Source organism: Prochlorococcus sp. MIT2302 (genome assembly GCF_059772385.1).
In genome coordinates this window covers 1-17,612 of record NZ_CM186285.1, presented here as the reverse complement: position 1 = coordinate 17,612, position 17,612 = coordinate 1, and the positions used below count along the sequence as shown (strand labels likewise).

The window sequence follows — 17,612 nt, the reverse complement described above, 5'->3', positions numbered from 1 at the left end:
AACCTTGCCTCAAAATCTAATTTCAACTGTAGTCCGGATGTAAAAATTCAAAAGGTATGACGAACTTTTGCAGAGAACTTATTTCATGATTTTCAAGTTACTGCTTCATGTAAATTTTTGGCTTAAAAGGACAAAATAATGAACGAAACTACTCCTCTACTACTTCGTGCGGCTCGCGGAGAAACTGTTGAAAGAACCCCAGTTTGGATGATGAGACAAGCGGGGAGATACATGAAGGTTTATCGCGATCTGCGCGACAACCATCCAAGTTTTAGGGAAAGATCTGAAAACCCCGATCTTTCTTATGAAATTTCCATGCAACCTTTTAAAGCTTTTCAACCTGATGGAGTAATACTTTTTTCAGATATCTTGACTCCTCTTCCTGGTATGGGAATTGACTTTGACATCGTTGAGAGCAAAGGCCCCTTGATAAATGACCCAATAAGAAGCCTCAAACAGATTAAGAACCTAAAGCCACTTCAACCAAAAAAAAGTATGTCTTTTGTTGGTGAAGTCCTTGGAAGACTCAGAGAAAGTGTTGGCAACAAGGCTGCCGTTTTAGGTTTTGTGGGCGCTCCTTGGACCCTTGCTGCTTATGTCGTAGAGGGGAAAAGCAGCAAAAATTATGCAATCATAAAAGCAATGGCATTCCAAGAGCCAGAGCTACTGCATCAACTTTTAAATCACTTTGCAGAATCTATTGCAAACTATTTGTCTTACCAAATTGAATCTGGGGCTCAAGTAGTTCAAATGTTTGATTCATGGGCAGGACAATTAAGTCCACAAGATTATGACGAATTCGCTGCACCTTATCAACAAAAAGTAGTCAATTTAGTAAAAGAGAAACATCCAGATACCCCAATGATTTTATACATCTCGGGCAGTGCAGGAGTTCTCGAAAGAATGGGACAAACTGGTGTAGATATAGTTTCTCTAGATTGGACAGTTGACATGCTAGATGGATTAAAAAGGCTACCTCAACATGTGGGAGTTCAAGGTAATGTTGATCCAGGACTCTTATTTGGAACTCCTGATGCGATCAGATCAAGAATTGTTGATGTAGTAAAAAAAGCAAAAGGCAGAAAACATATTCTTAACCTTGGTCATGGAATACTTCCTGGAACGCCAGAAGAAAATGCAAGAGTATTTTTTGAGGCTGGCAAGAATGTCAATGAACTTATAAAAGTTTCATCTTGAAAAACGAAATAATTCTGATCACTGGAGCAAGTGGATGTGTTGGGCAATACTTAGCAAATTGGCTAATCGAAAACTCCAGCTCAGAATTATTTTTATGGGTTAGAGATCCTAAAAAGATAACCTCAGTAAACTTAGAGAATCCAAGGATTAAGGTTTTAGTAGGAGATTTGAGACAAACAAATAAGTTCAAAAAAGAAATTTCACAAGTAAACAGAGTTATTCACACAGCAACTGCTTGGGGTGATCCCAAAAGAGCGAAAGAAGTAAATATTGATGCAGTAAAAAATCTGCTCAATTTATTAAATCCTTCAAATATTAAACAAATTATTTATTTCTCAACCGCAAGTGTTCTTGACAGAAACTTAAATTTATTACCCGAATCTTTTAGCTATGGAACAGAATACATACAAACAAAAGCACAATGTCTTCAAGAACTTGAGTCTCATATTCTATCAAAAAAGATCATAGCTGTTTTCCCAACTCTCGTATTTGGAGGACGCTTAGACGGTAAAAGTAAATTTCCAACTAGCTATCTTACGGAAGGTCTCAAAGATGCATTGAGATGGATCTGGCTGGCAAGATGGATAAAACTATTCTCAAGGTTTCATTTTATTCACGCAGCAGATATTGCTTTTATCTGTGGACATCTAGCTACCTCTGATTTCGAGCATACACAACCTGTTAATGCCACTAAAATAAGAAAATTGGTTTTAGGGCAACCCCACACAAGTTTTAATGAAGTAATTCAGACGCTTCTACGATGGAAAGGAATGAAAAAAGTCCCTCAAATACCTCTTTGGAATTGGCTGATTGAACTTTTAATTAGATTACTCCCAATTCAAATTACAAACTGGGATAGATTTAGTCTTAGACAAAAACACTTTATACATGACCCAGTAACCTCTCCTGAAACCTTTGGAGGTATAAGCTATGCCAAAACTCTAAGTCAAGTTTTACATAATTCTGGTTTAACTAAACACTAAAAGGGCTAATAGAAGCTAAAGTAGTGAAATTACAAAAGAAAAGAATTAATTTCATGATTCGTTCTATTTCAACAGCTTTATTCGCTTTCTTTGCTTTCCTAGTAATTGGAGTATCCAATGTGAACGCTTCAACTGTTGAAGTTAAGCTTGGTACCGATGCAGGCATGCTTGCTTTCGAGCCAAGCACAGTAAACATAAATGCTGGTGACACAGTAAAGTTTGTCAACAACAAATTAGCTCCTCACAATGCTGTTTTTGATGGGAATGATGATCTAAGTCACCCAGATTTAGCTTTTGCTCCAGGTGAGTCTTGGGAGAGAACTTTTAGCACAGCTGGAACATACGACTTTTACTGTGAGCCTCATAGAGGTGCAGGAATGGTTGGGAAAATAGTTGTAAACTAAATCTCCAAAAAAATTTTAAAGATGGGGGTGTAGCTCCCATCTTTTTTTTTGAAATAAACTATTAATAAGGGAAACCTTACTATTTAAGGCGTCAAAGAAATTATGCTCCATAACGAAAAAGGATTAATAAATGGTGAGGTTAAACATTTTTCATTAAAAAAAAGCTACGACTAAACATTATCAATATGGTTTAAATAAGATAAAATGAAGTTATCATTAGGCTTGAGTAATTTTTTTTTAAATTATCAAAGCAATCTCAGTAGTGTTCTTCTAAAAAAAGGATATGGTCGGTTTTCTTATATTTAAATAAGAAAAAATCATCATAATATAAATTTCAGAATGAATTTGAATGATGAATATTAATTCTGATAATTTCACCAACAGTGCTTGGCAAGCAATCATTGATGCCAAAGATATTGCATTAAATAAAAAACATCAGACTTTGGAAACAGAGCACCTTTTTTTTTCTCTTCTCAATAAAAATGAAATTGCCATAAAAATAATAGAAAGATCGGGAGGTTCAATAAAAAATCTGCTAAAAGAATTACAAAATTTCATAAAGAACCAACCAAAAATGCAAAAGGCCCAAGAATCAATTTTCTTTGGCAAAAATTTATCTTTTTCAATTTCAAGAGCAGAAAGTATTAAACAATCCTTCAAGGATGATTTTATTTCTAGTGAACATTTAGTGATTTCCCTATTTGATGATGAGAGAATTTGTCATAGGTTATTGGAACAAAATCAAATAAATAAAAACAGCCTTCTCGAGGCTATACATGCAATCAGAGGTGACAAAAAAGTGACCCAAAAAAATGCTGAAAATAGCTATGAAGCTCTTCAGAAGTATGGTCAAGACCTTACTTCTGCCGCCAGAGAAGGGAAATTAGATCCTGTAATTGGAAGAGATGAGGAAATCCGAAGAACGATTCAAATACTTAGCCGTAGAACAAAAAATAATCCAGTGTTGATTGGTGAAGCTGGCGTAGGGAAAACAGCAATTATTGAAGGATTAGCACAAAGGATTATCAACGGAGATGTACCCACAGCACTTGAGAATCGTCAACTAATTTCTCTCGATATGGGGGCTTTAATAGCAGGTGCAAAATTTCGGGGCGAATTTGAAGAGAGACTAAAGTCAGTTCTTAAGAATGTCACAGATTCAGAAGGAAGAATAATTTTGTTCATCGATGAAATACATACTGTCGTGGGAGCAGGAGCAAGTGGCGGGTCAATGGATGCTAGTAATCTGCTAAAACCAATGCTTGCAAGAGGTGAATTGAGATGTATTGGAGCAACAACCATCAACGAACACAGAGAAAATTTTGAGAAAGACCCTGCTCTGGAAAGAAGATTTCAGCAAATACTTGTAAAACAACCCTCAGTCCAAGATACAATTTCGATCCTGCGTGGACTAAAAGAAAGGTATGAAGTCCATCATGGTGTTCGAATCTCTGATAACGCTCTAATAGCTTCGGCGATATTGAGTGACAGATATATACCAGAAAGGTTTTTACCTGATAAAGCTATAGACCTAATAGATGAATCAGCTTCTCGTTTAAAGATGGAAATAACATCAAAACCAGAAGAAATTGATGAGATTGATAGAAAAATCATCCAACTTGAAATGGAGAAATTATCTTTGGAAGGTGAATCGGATACTTCAAGTAAGGATAGACTTGAGTTAATTAAAACAGAGTTAGCTTCTTTAACAAAAAGCCAAATCCAAGTAAATAAAAAATGGAAGCAAGAAAAAGAGTCAATAGAGGAAATTTCAACACTAAAAGAAGAAATTGAAAAAATACAACTAGAAATTGAAAAAGCGAAAAGGAATTATGACCTCAACAGAGCGGCTGAACTTGAATACGGCACTCTTGTAAATTATCAAAACAATTTGCAAGCTAAAGAACTTAATTTAAAAAACTCCTCACAAAATGCCGAGAAATCACTTTTGAGAGAAGAGGTCATAGCCGATGATGTAGCTGAAATAATTTCAAAGTGGACATCCATCCCAGTTAAAAGACTTGCTCAAACTGAAATTGAAAAGTTGCTTAACCTTGAATCTGAGCTTCATAAAAAAGTGATTGGTCAAAACAAAGCCGTTCAATCGATATCTTCTGCAATACAAAGATCAAGGACAGGCCTAAGTGATCCAAGCAAACCAATCGCAAGTTTCTTATTTTTAGGCCCGACAGGCGTTGGCAAAACAGAATTATCGAAGGCTTTGGCTTCTCAACTTTTTGATAGTGAAAACGCGCTGATTAGAATAGACATGTCTGAATATATGGAAAAGCACTCTATAAGTCGCTTAATAGGTGCCCCCCCTGGTTACGTTGGTTACGAAGCAGGTGGGCAATTAACAGAAGCAATCAGGCGAAAACCTTATTGCGTTTTGCTCTTTGATGAAATTGAAAAAGCACATAAAGATGTTTTCAATGTATTACTACAAATCCTTGACGAAGGCCGGGTAACTGACGGGCAGGGTAGAACAACAAACTTCAAAAATTCCATTATCATACTTACCAGTAATATAGGAAGCGAGTTAATCACTAATAACGATATAATTAACAATCTGACGTCTACTGTAGATGAACTAATCAATCAAGAACTTAAATCAAATTTCAGGCCTGAGTTTCTAAACAGACTTGATGAAATAATTAGTTTTGAACCACTTAAAGAAGAAACTCTCCTAAAAGTAGTCGATTTACAGTTAAATCGATTAAGAGAAAGATTGAAATCGAAAGGAATCGAGCTTGAAATCCATAATGATGTTCTATCATTAATAACTGAAATTGGCTATAATCCAAGTTATGGAGCGAGACCTTTAAAAAGAGTCATTCAAAAAGAATTGGAAAGTCAAATAGCGAAACACATTCTTAAAGGCAAATACAGAGAAGGAAGCACCATAAAAATAGAAAGGAAAGAATCTAAATTAATTTTCAATTAAAAAAATAAAACATGATCAAGCCAATTGCGTATCAACTAAAAGTTATAGATTGTCGTACTTTAAACCACTCAGGGAAAAATGTATAACTAGCAGAATTAATTTCATTTTCGTGTGCTATCACTTTCCAACAACAAGATCTACCTTTCTCTCGTGAAAATAATAAATCATTGGCCCATCCCCAAATCAATTCAGCAGTTGATTCCATAGAAACATTATTCATGACTCTTAGATCAAGTACTTCTTCAGCGTGAAGCTTTCTCCATGTTTCAAGAAAAGGATCATCAAAATTTACAAGAAAAGTATGATCAAAATACTCACTTAACTTGTCTTCCAAAGGCCTCAGACTTGAAAAGTCTACAACGAAGCCATTTTCATCAAGTTCATTTGAAGCAAAATGAAAGGTAAAACTGCGACTATATCCATGAACATAACGACAATGTCCTTTATGTTTCCATTGACGGTGAGAACATGGGTAATTTTTAAATTGCTTAGAGCAATTAAATGGAATATCTTTAATCGTCATAAAAAGATGAATAAAAAACCAATAGAGGATTAAATTTGAATAATTAGAATCTTAAAGCCAAATTGGCTTACTTAAAAATGCTTTTTATAGATAATCTACGTTTTGATCAAAACGGTTTGATCCCAGCCATAGCCCAGGATTGGGTTGATGGCTCAATATTAATGATGGCATGGATGAACAGAGAATCTATTATAAAAACATTAGAATGTGGTGAGGTTCACTACTGGAGTCGTTCAAGAAAAGAACTTTGGCACAAAGGAAAAACGAGCGGTCATTTTCAAAAATTGAAAGGAATCAGAACTGATTGCGATTCAGATACAATACTTTTATCCATTGAGCAAATTGGTTCAATCGCATGCCATACAGGTCAAAGAAGTTGTTTCTTTAAGGATTTAGAAACAAATGAAGACGTTCTACCCCCTCCATCTGATGCTTGTAGTGAATTGTTCAAAGTAATAAATAATCGAAAAAACAATCCTGAAGAAGGAAGTTATACAAATAGTCTTTTGAAGGAAGGCGACAATAAAATCCTAAAAAAGATTGGCGAAGAAACAGCGGAATTCATAATGGCTTGTAAGGATAAAGATCCGATTTCAGTTGCCAATGAAGCTGCCGATCTGCTTTTCCATCTGCAAGTTTCTTTAGCTCATCAAAATGTTTCATGGCAAGACGTTCTCAAAGTTTTAGTTAGGAGAAGAAATGCTCCAAGAAGAAATCAATAGCAAATAAACCAACTCTTTTATTTTTAATACACTTCTTAGACTCTCTTTGTTAGAAAGACAAGTGATTAAATTCATAGAAAGTCTTGAAAGAGAAAAAAATCATCTGATTTTTCTTAAATCCTTGGTGATATATCGATTCCAAGAAATCAAAGGGAACAAAAAACTCTAATTATTAGAGACTAAAAAAGCTTTAAAAAGTCTCATTGATCAAAAAATAATTTAAAGATATCAATCATATCATAGGGTTTGAGATATTCCTATTGAAAAACAATGGAGTCATCTTATTAGTTAATTGACCTAGTAAAGATCTCAAATACAGATAAAGGATAAATAATAAATTCCGAACACTTTATTACGCCTATTGAAAGTAAACAATTTGTCTCTAGGTTAATAATACAAGGAGGAATAAATCGTGAGTTCTTTAAGCGACTTTCTTGGAGAAATAGGAAGACACGAATTGCTCACACCCGAGCAAGAACTCACGATGGGAAGAGAAGTGCAAGCCATGGTTGCACTAAATGAACGCTGCCAACAATCTGGGGGTAATGGGCCAGAGTGCGAATATTCAAGCGCAGAGAAGAAAACACTTAAAGCAGGTGAACGAGCAAAGAATCAAATGATCACAGCAAATTTGAGACTTGTTGTAAATTTAGCCAAGCGCTACCAAGGAAAAGGTCTTGACCTTCTTGATTTAATTCAAGAGGGTACTTTAGGTTTAACAAGAGCTGTTGAGAAATATGATCCCAAAAGAGGGCATCGATTTTCAACTTACGCTTACTGGTGGATTAGACAAGGATTAAATAGAGCTCTTTCAACACAAAGTAGAACAATAAGAATCCCCGTAAACATCAATGAAAAACTAACTAAACTTCGTGCTGCCAAGTCCCGACTTATGCAAGAACTTGGGGTTCATCCATCAACCAACCAAATAGCAATACAAATGAAACTGCCTTTAGAGGAGGTAGAAGAATTGCTTGAATGCGAGTTGAGAAGTATCACTGTAAGTTTGCAAGGTGCAGTCAAATCAAAAGCAGATCCTTCAGAGCTTGTCGATATTCTTCCAAGTGAGGAAGTAGCTCCAATGGAACTAGCTGAATTAGCTGAAAGAAGTGCATCAGCTTGGTCCTTATTGGATAAATCAAATCTCACACCAAAAGAACGAACTATCCTAAGTCTTAGATTTGGTCTAGATGGATCGAATGAATGGAGGACACTAGCGGAGGTAGCTAGACAAATGAATTGCAGCAGGGAATATTGCAGACAAGTAGTTCAACGAGCATTAAGGAAATTGAGAAAGACAGGTATTCAAAGTGGCCTTTTAGAGACAAGTGTTTAATTGTGGTTAGTTCAAGGGACTCAAATAAAGAAGTTTTCGAAGCAGAAGTACTTGAAAGTTCTGTTATAAACGAGGGTATACTCAAAAAAATCTTATTAAGTGCAGGCAGAGTAATTGCCCAGCCTGCTTTAGAAGGATTTGAACTTCTCATGGATAATTCAACTCCTCCCCAAGTGAGGATATCCATTATGGGAGCACTTACTTATTTAATTGTTCCTGTTGATTTAATTCCCGACTTTATTCCTGCCTCAGGTTTTAGCGATGATCTGGTGGCCCTTACAGCTGTAATTAGTCTTTGGCAACATCACATTACTCCAGAAATAAAATACAGAGCAAAATCTAAGCTGGATAAATGGTTTCCCCTATGAGCAAAGCGCGCTGGTCAAAAGATATTGAGGAAGATCTAATACTTCTCATAAAAGATTGGTTGAGGCAAACAGGAAGAACACAATCAGAACTTTGCCAAAGTCTTAATTTACCTTCAGCGAGAATGCCTACTTTGATTGAATCTTTGAAAAAAGATTTTAGCTCTGGTGGTATTCCAAAAATCGCAAGTAGACTATGTCAGGTTGAAGAGTTATGGAGAAACAATGAAGGAGGGCAAACAAGTATGAGCCTTGAATCAACTTCTACTGAACAACTTGATCTTCTTGACGAAATTTGTGAGGACCTTTCTAAAATTAATTTCGATAAATAAGGTTTATAAGACCATGAAAAAAAAATTAAGAGGTTTCTTTTTTATAAGCTTATGTTGCACATTTTTTTATTTAAGTTTAGCGAGAGAGCTAAATGCTTTAGAGGCAAATTTAGGAGAAAATCTTTTCAAGCAAAACTGTGCTGGATGTCACATCAATGGCGGGAACATAATCAGAAGATCAAAGAATTTGAGGATTTCATCATTAAAGCGTAATGGAATTGACAGTCCAGGAGCAATAGCGAAGATAGCAAGACAAGGAATCGGAATAATGAGTGGGTATGAAGACAATCTAGGAGAAGATGGCGATCAAATAGTAGCTAATTGGGTCTGGGAACAAGCTCAAAAAGCTTGGGTCCATGAATAGATTTCAAAATCGGTCCATATTCCCTCTCTCCAGTAAACGTCATCTTTAATAAGAGTTCTTATATAATTAATGTTCTCAGATTTAAATATCCCAAAAACATATCTATTACATTTTGTCGGTCCTAATGTAATTAAGGTACCTTCTTCCTTAAGAGATGAAAGTCTGTGAAGATGCTCTTGCCTAAAAGGTGTTCTCTTTATCAAAGCATCTTCACAGTAAGACCCCCAAAGGACAAATTGATCCATAATTTTAAGTAAAATAAAAAACATTTCTCAAGATAAAACATAGAAAAGAATTCAATATTCCGCTTGATCTGTTGATATTGAAAAAGATATTAATTGGTTGCGGCTCTAAGTTCTTTACAAAAAGACCCAGCTTCTTCGACTTTCATTCCGATAGGGGCATTAGCAATTCTTTTAACTAAAGCACTGCCAACAATTGCGCCATCAGCACCCCATTCTCTAACTTGTTGAATATGTTTGACCTCCGAGATTCCAAAACCCACAGCAATTGGACTATGTGAGGAGTGTTTTAATTGTTTAACAAGAGTTCCAACATTTTCCTCTAGTGACGACCTTTCTCCGGTTACTCCAGTAACACTAACAAGATAAGTAAATCCATTAGAAGTCGCAGCAATTTTTTTCATGCGATCCTGGGGTGTTGTAGGAGCAACAAGTAACACCAAATCAATTTCTTTAGATTCAGCTATCTTTGAGAGTTTTTCTGCTTCCTCTAAAGGAAGATCAGGTACGACCAGTCCTGAAACACCTACTTTCGAAGCTTGTAAGCAAAATTCTTCCAAACCTCTATTAATAAGAGGATTGGAGTAAGTAAATAAAATTATTGGAATTGTCAATTGATCTCTCAATTCGGATAACATATTGAAAACTCTGTCAGGAGAGGTTCCTGCAGAGAGAGCTCGTGAAGCTGCTAATTGAATAATCGGTCCATCTGCCAAAGGATCACTATATGGAATTCCTAGCTCAATCATGTCAGCGCCATTTTCTTGAAGTTTTAACAAAATCTTTGCTGTTGTTTCCAAATCAGGATCACCTGCCATAAGGAAAGGCATTAGTGCAATTCTTTTCTCCATTTTTATTTTGGAAAAAGACCCACTAATATTTGTACTTTTCAATGTTCTAACCTTGGGTATATATCTTTTTTATCATTTTTGTCTCCCTAAGAGTAAAAAATTATTGAGACTTCGTAATTAAAACTTAAGTTTGTTCATAACTTTCTTTTTCAACGGTTTTTAATAATTCATTTTTTTCTTCATCTGTCATAGCCTCAAATTTTTCTCTAATTCTTTCATCAGTCAATTTTTCATAAGCTTGTCTATATCGTTTACGTTGTTCCATAAAAGTCATATTCCCAGAGAAAACCCTGAAGAGATAAGAAACTGTCCATGCAAAAATAATTAAAATTAATATTGACTGTGTCGCAATACCAGCTGATATTGATTCAAATCCAAACAGTTGAAATGCTTCATATCCCAATCCTCCAAACAAAAAAACAACCAGTCCTATTTGAAAAACCTGTGCTCTTGTCAAAGTTCAAGACTCCTCTTTTCCATTCATTCTTAAATTAAGAAACGGTGCGAATAAAACCATTCCAGGAAAGAAAAGAAAAACAAGACCATATATAAACAGGCGTTCAAACTTTCCCATAACATTCCAACGATTATTCATCCAATAAAAAAGGAATAAAGGAACTACCAACAAATACATCCCGCCCAATAACGCATAAGCAGATAATGTAATCATCGGACTAATAGTTCCTGCCAATCCAATAGGGCTTAAACACACAATCAAAAGACAAAACGTCATGGGAGTGGGGGGACTTGAACCCCCACGGCCAAAAAGCGGCCAACAGATTTTAAGTCTGGTGCGTCTACCAATTCCGCCACACTCCCCAGTAATAGCAAGGGTTGTTACAATGCCAGAAATTAACTCTAAGGCATTTACATATTAGCGTAAACGTATGTGCTTAAATCAGTACTCTTAATTATATCCAGATTTAAATAACCATGGAAAGAATCATTCACCAATCTAGCTGAGCATCTCGCACAACCCAGCCAAGAGTTTCTCCTGAATGAAATGGTTTTACAAAATCATTGGGATCACCATCTAATCCAACATCAACAAGTTGTGGTACGTAAATATCTTCTTTAACCAAAGTTATCCTCTCTGTATTTAAAGGTAATCCATAAAAAGTAGCTCCATTAATACTTGAAAAAGCTTCAAACCTTTCCAGAGCATTTTCTTCTTCAAATACTTTCAAATAACTTTCCAAAGCGAAAGGAGCATTAAAGATTCCTGCACATCCACATGAACTTTCCTTAAACTTACGTGTATGAGGTGCTGAATCAGTTCCAAGGAAAAAGCAGGATTTAGCACTAGTAGCCGCTTTTCTAAGGGCAATACGATGTATTTCACGCTTAGCTGTTGGCAAGCAATAAAAATCACTCCTTAATCCACCATTGAACATTGCATTTCGATTGATATGTAAATGATGAGGTGTGATTGTAGCTGCTATATCAAATTGACTGCTTTCTACAAAGTCAATTGCATCGATTGTCGTGATGTGCTCTAAAACAACTTTAAGTGATGAAAATCTTCTTAATAATGGTTCAAGGTGTCGCTCAATAAAAACAGCTTCTCTATCAAACACATCAACATTGAGATCGGTCACTTCTCCATGAATCAATAATGGCATGCCAATTCTTTCCATCGTCTCAAATAGATTGTCGATTTTTCTAATATCTGTAACCCCGTACGAAGAATTAGTTGTCACATTCGCTGGATAGAGCTTTGCCCCATGGAAGACACCTTCTCCAAAGCCTCTTTCTAAAACCTCTGGAGGCATATCATCCGTGAGGTATGCTGTCATCAATGGAGTAAAAGAGACACCTTCAGGGATAGACTGTATAATTCTTTTTTTGTATCCTATTGCTTGGTCTAAAGTAGTTATTGGCGGATCAAGATTAGGCATGACTATAGCACGGCAAAATACATTTGCTGTGTGCCTTAAAACACCTTTCAAAATCTTTCCATCTCTCAAATGCAGATGCCAATCATCCGGCTTTAATAATGAGATTTGATTTACAGAAGCAATCACAGGATTAAAGCTTTTTAATGTATATCTTATGCAACCTTGATCAATAAGTCTTCAAGTATCTAAAAAGAGCTAAGATATTAAGATAATACCAAATAGAAATAATATAAATTAATTCACTAATTTAGTTTCTCAATAAATCACTCAACTATGCCGTCAATGTTATTGTCATTTTTTGAGCTTATTACTGGAATACTTTTACTTTTTAGCGGTGGGGAGTTCTTTATACAAGGGTCTGTAGCTTTAGCTTTAATCCTTGGGATCCCTCAACTAGTTATTGGTTTAACAATAGTATCTCTCGGGACAAGTGCACCTGAACTATTTGTTAGTGTCAACTCCTCCCTTACTGGATCAGATAGTCTTGCTTTGAGCAACATTGTTGGCAGCAATATTTTCAATGTGATGGTGGTTCTCGGAGGAAGTGCACTAATACGACCTTTAAGAGTTGGAAGTCGTCTTGTAAGAAGAGACATTCCTCTTCTTTTAGGAATATCAACTGCAGTCTGGGGAATGGCTGCTTCGGAGCTAATAACTTGGCAATTTGGCGTAGCTTTAATAGTCGCACTAATAATAAATACCACTTGGGAAATTCGCACAGCAAGAGAGGAACCGCAAAGAACTCAAGAAGCAGAACCAGAAATCAATATAGAAAAAGACTCTACAAGTTTATTAAATGCATGCGTAAAATTAATAGGTGGCATTTTCCTGCTTACTCTTGGATCACGACTGCTAATAGAAGGCGCATCAACAATTGCAGAACTACTAGGTGTTAGTGAAGCAATAATTGGGTTAACGATTGTATCTCTGGGCACCTCTTTACCAGAGTTAATCACGTCATTAGTTGCCGCTTTTCGTGCTCAAACTGATCTAGCGATAGGCAACGTAATTGGAAGTTGTTTGTTAAATCAACTACTAGTTTTAGGTAGCTGTTCTGTATTATCTGGTGACAGTGGTTTAGTTGTTGAGAAGATACTAATAACTAAAGATATTCCTATTATGGTAATCACGACACTTGCTTGCATGCCAATTTTTTGGACAAAAGGGATTATCAGCAGAGGTGAAGGTGGGGTTCTATTAGGATTATATATGCTTTATATTGCAGATAAAATAATACCATTAACTCTACCAACTTTACATTCATCATTCAAAGAGTTAGTTTTTATAGCCATATCATTTTCAATAGTAACAATCATATATAAGACAATTACTTACTGGTTAAAAATAAGAAAAAATACTAATGAATGACACCTTCTAATAATTCATCTCATCGTAACAAATTCCTCTGCTATCGTAGGATGCAATGCCATTGTATTATCAAAATCAGACTTTTTAGCTCCTAGCATTAGTGATATTGATGCCATTTGAATAATCTCAGATGCATTATCTCCAATCATATGACATCCCAAAACTTTATTATTATTTTTGTTAACTATTAGCTTTAAAATACATTTAGAGCCAGTCTTTGGTAATGATTTAGATAAGGGCCTAAATATTGATCTATATACTTTAATGTTATCTTTCCCAACCGATTGGATAGCCTTCTCTTCAGTCATACCCACAGAAGCTATTTCAGGCTGACTAAACACAGCATATGGAACAAAATCGTAGTTAACCTTACGATCCGATTTTCCATAATTTCTATCTGCAAACTTTCTACCCTCATCAATTGCGACAGGTGTCAAGTTGATCCTGTCAGTTACATCTCCAATAGCAAAGATATTAGAAACATTTGTTTTGTTTTCACTATCAACTTTAATTTTGTTTTCAAAAATTTCAATGCCCACTTTCTCTAACTCCAACCCCTCTAAAAATGGCTCTCTACCAGTAGCGAAAAGTAATCCATTCGATTCAAGCTCTTTACCTGTATTTGTTTTTATAATTAAAGATCCGGGGGTTCCTTTTATTGAAGAAAGATTCTCTCCGAAAATTATGTTAATGCCTTTATTCCTCATAGCCTCGGTTAATGATGAAGAAAGCTCGAGGTCAAACCCTCTTAAGATTCGTTCACCTCTTACTAGTTGAGTAACCTCAACACCTAATCCCTGTAATATGCATGCAAATTCGCAAGCAATATAACCTGCGCCAACAATTGTAATTTTATTTGGAAAACTTTTGAGAATAAACATATCATCACTTGTCCAACCTAAAGATGCCCCTTCGATACTTGGTCTTTTAGGTCTGCCTCCCACTGCAAGAAGAATTCTTTCACCACAGAGTTCATGTAATATCTCTCCATTTTTTCGATTTTTTATGGCAATACAATTTGAATTTCTAAACTCACCCCAACCTTTAAAAAGCTGAACATTTGCCTTACTTAGAAAAGCCTCATGCAATTCATTCAGCCTTTGCACTTCCTGTCGAATATTAGCCAATAAACGCTCAGACTTGATCTGTAAATTATCGAAATCAAAACCATAAGATGGTGCAGACAACAAACTCTCTGAGAGAGAGGAGCCGAATACTAATAATTTTTTTGGGACACAACCTCTTATTACACATGTTCCTCCAACAAGATCACCTTCGATGATCGCCACTGATGCTCCATAGCTAGCAGCTTTCTTTGCAGCAGCAAGTCCACCGGATCCTGCACCTATGACAATTAAATCAAAAGACCTTTTCAATTTTGAAACCTAGTATTATTTCCCTATTCTCGTTGAAATAAATGAATCCAACAAGAAATGCAATGAGTTGGGAAGAATTAGCAACATATGCGGCTGATCCAATTGATCAAATCAACGGGTTAAATAACCCATATTCCTCACTTCGTCTTTTTAATAAAATTGAGTCCGAAGCAATTGTTACTCTTTATAGGGATAATCATGCATGGTGTCCTTATTGCCAAAAAGTTTGGATTTGGTTAGAGCTCAAGAAAATTCCTTACCGAGTAAAAAAAATCACAATGCGTTGCTATGGAGACAAAGAAAGATGGTATCTAAGAAAAGTACCGTCAGGTATGCTCCCTGCAATAGAAATTAAAAATCATGTAGTAACAGAAAGCGATGAGATTCTATTTGTGTTAGAGCAAATATATGGTCCTCTAGGTCAATCACTAAATTCGAAGGAAGTCATAGGTCATAGGAGACTTGAAAGAGAATTATTCTCATCATGGTGTAATTGGTTATGTCGTAACTCTCTTTTCCAAGGCCAAGAAGAACAAAAGAAAGAGAGTTTTAAACTTGTTGCGAAAAAATTTGAAGAAGAACTACAAAAAGACCCTTTCGGATGGCTTACACCAATCTCAAAAGATGATGGGAACAAGCCTGGATCAGCAGATGTTATTTTTATTCCATATGTTGAGAGAATGAATGCCTCATTGGCTTACTACAAGGGATATTCATTAAGAGATGAGCACCCTCTCATAAATACATGGCTTAGCAATCTTGAAAACCTTGACGAATATAGAGGAACTCAAGGAGATTTTCATACTCATGCCCATGATTTACCTCCACAAATGGGAGGTTGCTTTACTTATTCAAATGAAGCCCAGAAATTATTTGCCCAAGAAATTGATAAAGGTTCTGGACTAGGAAAATTGGAACTAGTAGATTTAAAAGTTGATCAAAAATCAAAAAACCATTATGAGGCATTGGCTTTAGGAAGAGTTATCAAACATAAAGAGAGAATCATTGCTGTTAGCCCAATGAAAAATAAATTGTTTGATCAGCCATTGAGAGCAGCCTTAACTTCTATGATTTCAAAAAAAGATTGTACTCCAGAAAAATATAGTGCCTATGCGTTACGCTACCTCCGAGATAGAATCTCAGTTCCAAGAGATATGCCCTTATTATCAGGAAGATTGCTTAGGCAAGCTCTTGAACGCACAGCAAGTATTGATGGTGTTGACCTAGGTCCTAAAATACCTACTAAGAATAGGCTTGATCAAAATCCAAGACTATTCGATTAAAATTAAATTTTTCTATCTACATTATTTAATCAACGGCGTTTTCGTGAATCAATTTGAAGTAGATCCTTAACTTTTTGAACCTGGCTAGCCAGTTGTGGCTCACTTGAAAGTTTCTTTTCCACTTGTTCAATAGCATACATAACTGTTGTATGATCTTTTCCCCCAAAAGATTCTCCAATACGAGGGAGACTTAAGTCTGTACCATGGCGCATTAAATACATACCAACCTGTCTTGCTTGACTAACAGGTCTACGTCTACTGGGGCTACGCATTTCCTCTTCAGTAACTCCAAATACCTCAGCTACTTTTTCCAAGACTTGCTTAGGTTTAACTTCAACTCCTTGTCCAGTAGGATCAAGCATAGGTGCTACTGATTCGACTGTCATTGGCAGCCCAGTTATAGAGGCAAAGGCCACAGCTCGAGTAAAGGCCCCTTCCAATTCTCTAATATTCGAAGTGAATCTTCCAGCTATGAACTGAATCAAATCTCTTGGTAAACGCATTCTTTCATGTTCAGCTTTTTTTTGTAATATTGCCATTCTCGTTTCTAAATCTGGCGCTTGAATATCAGCGATTAGTCCCATTGAGAATCTTGAAATCAATCTTTCTTGTAAACGAGGTATTTGACTTGGTGGCCTGTCACTTGTAAGAACAATTTGCCTCCCTGCCTCATGCAAAGCATTAAAAGTATGAAAAAACTCTTCCTGTGTATATTCTTTCCCCTCTATGAATTGTATATCGTCAACCAATATCAAATCAGCTTCTCTATACCTATTTCTAAAAGCTTGCATTCCATCTTTTCTGATAGCAACAATTAAATCATTGGTAAAAGTCTCAGTGGAAACATATGCAACCTTTGCTTGTGGGTCGATTTCCAATCTGTAATGGCCAATAGATTGCATAAGATGAGTTTTACCTAGACCAACACCTCCACAAATAAATAATGGGTTGAACTCTCTACCTGGGGCTTCCGCTACTGCCATTGCAGCGGCATGAGCCATCCGACTATTAGGACCTACAACGAATCTATTGAACACGTACCGAAGATTCAAACTAGGTAAAAATTTTTTTGTTTGGGCTTGCTTCGATTTAGCTTTTGAATTATCTCTAGCGGGAATTGCATTATTTTCTAAATCAGAAAAAGTCTTTTTCTTATCGCTTTTATTTGACGAAAATTCTTCTTTAACCTGGATGTAAACCTTAACTTCATGTCCATGTATCTCTGTTGCAATCTCTTCGATTTTTTGAGAATAATTTTTTCTTAACCAATCACTTGAGAAGCTATTTGGAGCAAGTAAGGTCAAACGCCCATCTTTGAAGTCAAAGTATTCAGCTGGGCGTATCCATGTTTCGTATGAAGGCTTACTTAAATTCTTTTGCAGTAATTGCTGCACTTTCGTCCATAGCTCATTGCGAGTGGGCAC

19 protein-coding genes and 1 tRNA gene are annotated in these 17,612 nt (G+C 35.9%); 11 read left to right on the top strand and 9 right to left on the bottom strand.

What is annotated here, in order from left to right; translation table 11 throughout:
- Positions 1-138 precede the first annotated feature (138 nt).
- From hemE to clpB, 4 genes are all read left to right on the top strand, one after another.
- Positions 139-1,197: a uroporphyrinogen decarboxylase gene (gene hemE / locus AC6EI2_RS00100; protein ID WP_498462416.1), complete on the top strand. Its 1,059-nt coding sequence runs from the start codon at positions 139-141 to the stop codon at positions 1,195-1,197.
- Positions 1,194-2,180, top strand: a complete 987-nt coding sequence (locus AC6EI2_RS00095) for an NAD-dependent epimerase/dehydratase family protein (RefSeq protein ID WP_498462415.1) — start codon at positions 1,194-1,196, stop codon at positions 2,178-2,180. Before hemE ends, AC6EI2_RS00095 begins: the two co-directional genes overlap by 4 nt.
- Before the next feature lie 53 nt (positions 2,181-2,233).
- Positions 2,234-2,584 carry a plastocyanin gene (gene petE / locus AC6EI2_RS00090; RefSeq protein WP_498462414.1) on the top strand — a complete coding sequence of 117 codons (351 nt, stop codon included), beginning with the start codon at positions 2,234-2,236 and terminating at the stop codon, positions 2,582-2,584.
- Positions 2,585-2,936: 352 nt separating this feature from the next.
- Entirely contained in the window at positions 2,937-5,528 is a 2,592-nt protein-coding gene (gene clpB / locus AC6EI2_RS00085) for an ATP-dependent chaperone ClpB (RefSeq protein ID WP_498463497.1), read from the top strand.
- 31 nt (positions 5,529-5,559) lie between these two features.
- Here clpB and AC6EI2_RS00080 read toward each other — a convergent pair whose 3' ends face one another.
- A complete protein-coding gene (locus AC6EI2_RS00080; RefSeq protein ID WP_498462413.1) occupies positions 5,560-6,051 on the bottom strand; it encodes a 6-carboxytetrahydropterin synthase in 492 nt (163 codons plus the stop codon).
- Positions 6,052-6,128: 77 nt separating this feature from the next.
- Here AC6EI2_RS00080 and hisIE point away from each other — a divergent pair, with 77 nt between their 5' ends.
- The 5 genes from hisIE (at position 6,129) to AC6EI2_RS00055 (ending at position 9,170) form a co-directional block, all read left to right on the top strand.
- Complete coding sequence (hisIE, locus tag AC6EI2_RS00075; protein WP_498462412.1) at positions 6,129-6,773, top strand: bifunctional phosphoribosyl-AMP cyclohydrolase/phosphoribosyl-ATP diphosphatase HisIE; 645 nt, start codon at positions 6,129-6,131, stop codon at positions 6,771-6,773.
- A 412-nt stretch (positions 6,774-7,185) separates the two neighbouring features.
- Positions 7,186-8,109: a sigma-70 family RNA polymerase sigma factor gene (locus AC6EI2_RS00070; RefSeq protein WP_498462411.1), complete on the top strand. Its 924-nt coding sequence runs from the start codon at positions 7,186-7,188 to the stop codon at positions 8,107-8,109.
- A 2-nt stretch (positions 8,110-8,111) separates the two neighbouring features.
- Positions 8,112-8,477, top strand: a complete 366-nt coding sequence (locus AC6EI2_RS00065) for a YkvA family protein (protein WP_498462410.1) — start codon at positions 8,112-8,114, stop codon at positions 8,475-8,477.
- On the top strand, positions 8,474-8,806 hold the full coding sequence (locus AC6EI2_RS00060) for a hypothetical protein (RefSeq protein WP_498462409.1): 333 nt from the start codon (positions 8,474-8,476) through the stop codon (positions 8,804-8,806). Before AC6EI2_RS00065 ends, AC6EI2_RS00060 begins: the two co-directional genes overlap by 4 nt.
- 13 nt (positions 8,807-8,819) lie before the next feature.
- Positions 8,820-9,170: a c-type cytochrome gene (locus AC6EI2_RS00055; RefSeq protein WP_498462408.1), complete on the top strand. Its 351-nt coding sequence runs from the start codon at positions 8,820-8,822 to the stop codon at positions 9,168-9,170.
- Here the strand turns inward: AC6EI2_RS00055 and AC6EI2_RS00050 are convergent.
- The 6 genes from AC6EI2_RS00050 to pyrC form a co-directional block, all read right to left on the bottom strand.
- Positions 9,146-9,415 (bottom strand): YciI family protein, encoded by a 270-nt coding sequence (locus AC6EI2_RS00050; RefSeq protein WP_498462407.1) that lies wholly within the window; start codon positions 9,413-9,415, stop codon positions 9,146-9,148. The genes AC6EI2_RS00055 and AC6EI2_RS00050 overlap by 25 nt on opposite strands.
- Before the next feature lie 89 nt (positions 9,416-9,504).
- Positions 9,505-10,263, bottom strand: a complete 759-nt coding sequence (gene trpA / locus AC6EI2_RS00045) for a tryptophan synthase subunit alpha (RefSeq protein WP_498462406.1) — start codon at positions 10,261-10,263, stop codon at positions 9,505-9,507.
- Between the two features lie 124 nt (positions 10,264-10,387).
- On the bottom strand, positions 10,388-10,720 hold the full coding sequence (locus AC6EI2_RS00040) for a DUF3007 family protein (protein WP_498462405.1): 333 nt from the start codon (positions 10,718-10,720) through the stop codon (positions 10,388-10,390).
- A gap of 3 nt (positions 10,721-10,723) precedes the next feature.
- Positions 10,724-10,975 carry an NAD(P)H-quinone oxidoreductase subunit L gene (ndhL, locus tag AC6EI2_RS00035; protein WP_498462404.1) on the bottom strand — a complete coding sequence of 84 codons (252 nt, stop codon included), beginning with the start codon at positions 10,973-10,975 and terminating at the stop codon, positions 10,724-10,726.
- Positions 10,976-10,995: 20 nt separating this feature from the next.
- Positions 10,996-11,082, bottom strand: a tRNA-Leu gene (locus AC6EI2_RS00030).
- Between the two features lie 128 nt (positions 11,083-11,210).
- Positions 11,211-12,287, bottom strand: a complete 1,077-nt coding sequence (pyrC, locus tag AC6EI2_RS00025) for a dihydroorotase (RefSeq protein ID WP_498462403.1) — start codon at positions 12,285-12,287, stop codon at positions 11,211-11,213.
- 147 nt (positions 12,288-12,434) lie between these two features.
- Between pyrC and AC6EI2_RS00020 the strand changes: the two genes are divergently transcribed.
- Complete coding sequence (locus AC6EI2_RS00020; RefSeq protein WP_498462402.1) at positions 12,435-13,529, top strand: calcium/sodium antiporter; 1,095 nt, start codon at positions 12,435-12,437, stop codon at positions 13,527-13,529.
- Between the two features lie 14 nt (positions 13,530-13,543).
- Here the strand turns inward: AC6EI2_RS00020 and gorA are convergent, their stop codons facing one another.
- Complete coding sequence (gene gorA, locus AC6EI2_RS00015; RefSeq protein WP_498462401.1) at positions 13,544-14,905, bottom strand: glutathione-disulfide reductase; 1,362 nt, start codon at positions 14,903-14,905, stop codon at positions 13,544-13,546.
- A gap of 41 nt (positions 14,906-14,946) precedes the next feature.
- Between gorA and AC6EI2_RS00010 the strand changes: the two genes are divergently transcribed.
- Positions 14,947-16,188, top strand: a complete 1,242-nt coding sequence (locus AC6EI2_RS00010; protein ID WP_498462400.1) for a glutathione S-transferase — start codon at positions 14,947-14,949, stop codon at positions 16,186-16,188.
- Positions 16,189-16,217: 29 nt separating this feature from the next.
- Here the strand turns inward: AC6EI2_RS00010 and dnaA are convergent, their stop codons facing one another.
- Complete coding sequence (dnaA, locus tag AC6EI2_RS00005) at positions 16,218-17,612, bottom strand: chromosomal replication initiator protein DnaA (protein WP_498462399.1); 1,395 nt, start codon at positions 17,610-17,612, stop codon at positions 16,218-16,220.

Coding starts and splice junctions, on each gene's coding strand:
- hisIE (WP_498462412.1), top strand. CDS start 6,129: ATGCTTTTTATAGATAATCTACGTTTTGATCAAAACGGTTTGATCCCA.
- trpA (WP_498462406.1), bottom strand. CDS start 10,263: ATGGAGAAAAGAATTGCACTAATGCCTTTCCTTATGGCAGGTGATCCT.
- hemE (WP_498462416.1), top strand. CDS start 139: ATGAACGAAACTACTCCTCTACTACTTCGTGCGGCTCGCGGAGAAACT.
- AC6EI2_RS00050 (WP_498462407.1), bottom strand. CDS start 9,415: ATGGATCAATTTGTCCTTTGGGGGTCTTACTGTGAAGATGCTTTGATA.
- AC6EI2_RS00020 (WP_498462402.1), top strand. CDS start 12,435: ATGCCGTCAATGTTATTGTCATTTTTTGAGCTTATTACTGGAATACTT.
- AC6EI2_RS00080 (WP_498462413.1), bottom strand. CDS start 6,051: ATGACGATTAAAGATATTCCATTTAATTGCTCTAAGCAATTTAAAAAT.
- clpB (WP_498463497.1), top strand. CDS start 2,937: ATGAATATTAATTCTGATAATTTCACCAACAGTGCTTGGCAAGCAATC.
- AC6EI2_RS00010 (WP_498462400.1), top strand. CDS start 14,947: ATGAATCCAACAAGAAATGCAATGAGTTGGGAAGAATTAGCAACATAT.
- AC6EI2_RS00060 (WP_498462409.1), top strand. CDS start 8,474: ATGAGCAAAGCGCGCTGGTCAAAAGATATTGAGGAAGATCTAATACTT.
- AC6EI2_RS00055 (WP_498462408.1), top strand. CDS start 8,820: ATGAAAAAAAAATTAAGAGGTTTCTTTTTTATAAGCTTATGTTGCACA.
- petE (WP_498462414.1), top strand. CDS start 2,234: ATGATTCGTTCTATTTCAACAGCTTTATTCGCTTTCTTTGCTTTCCTA.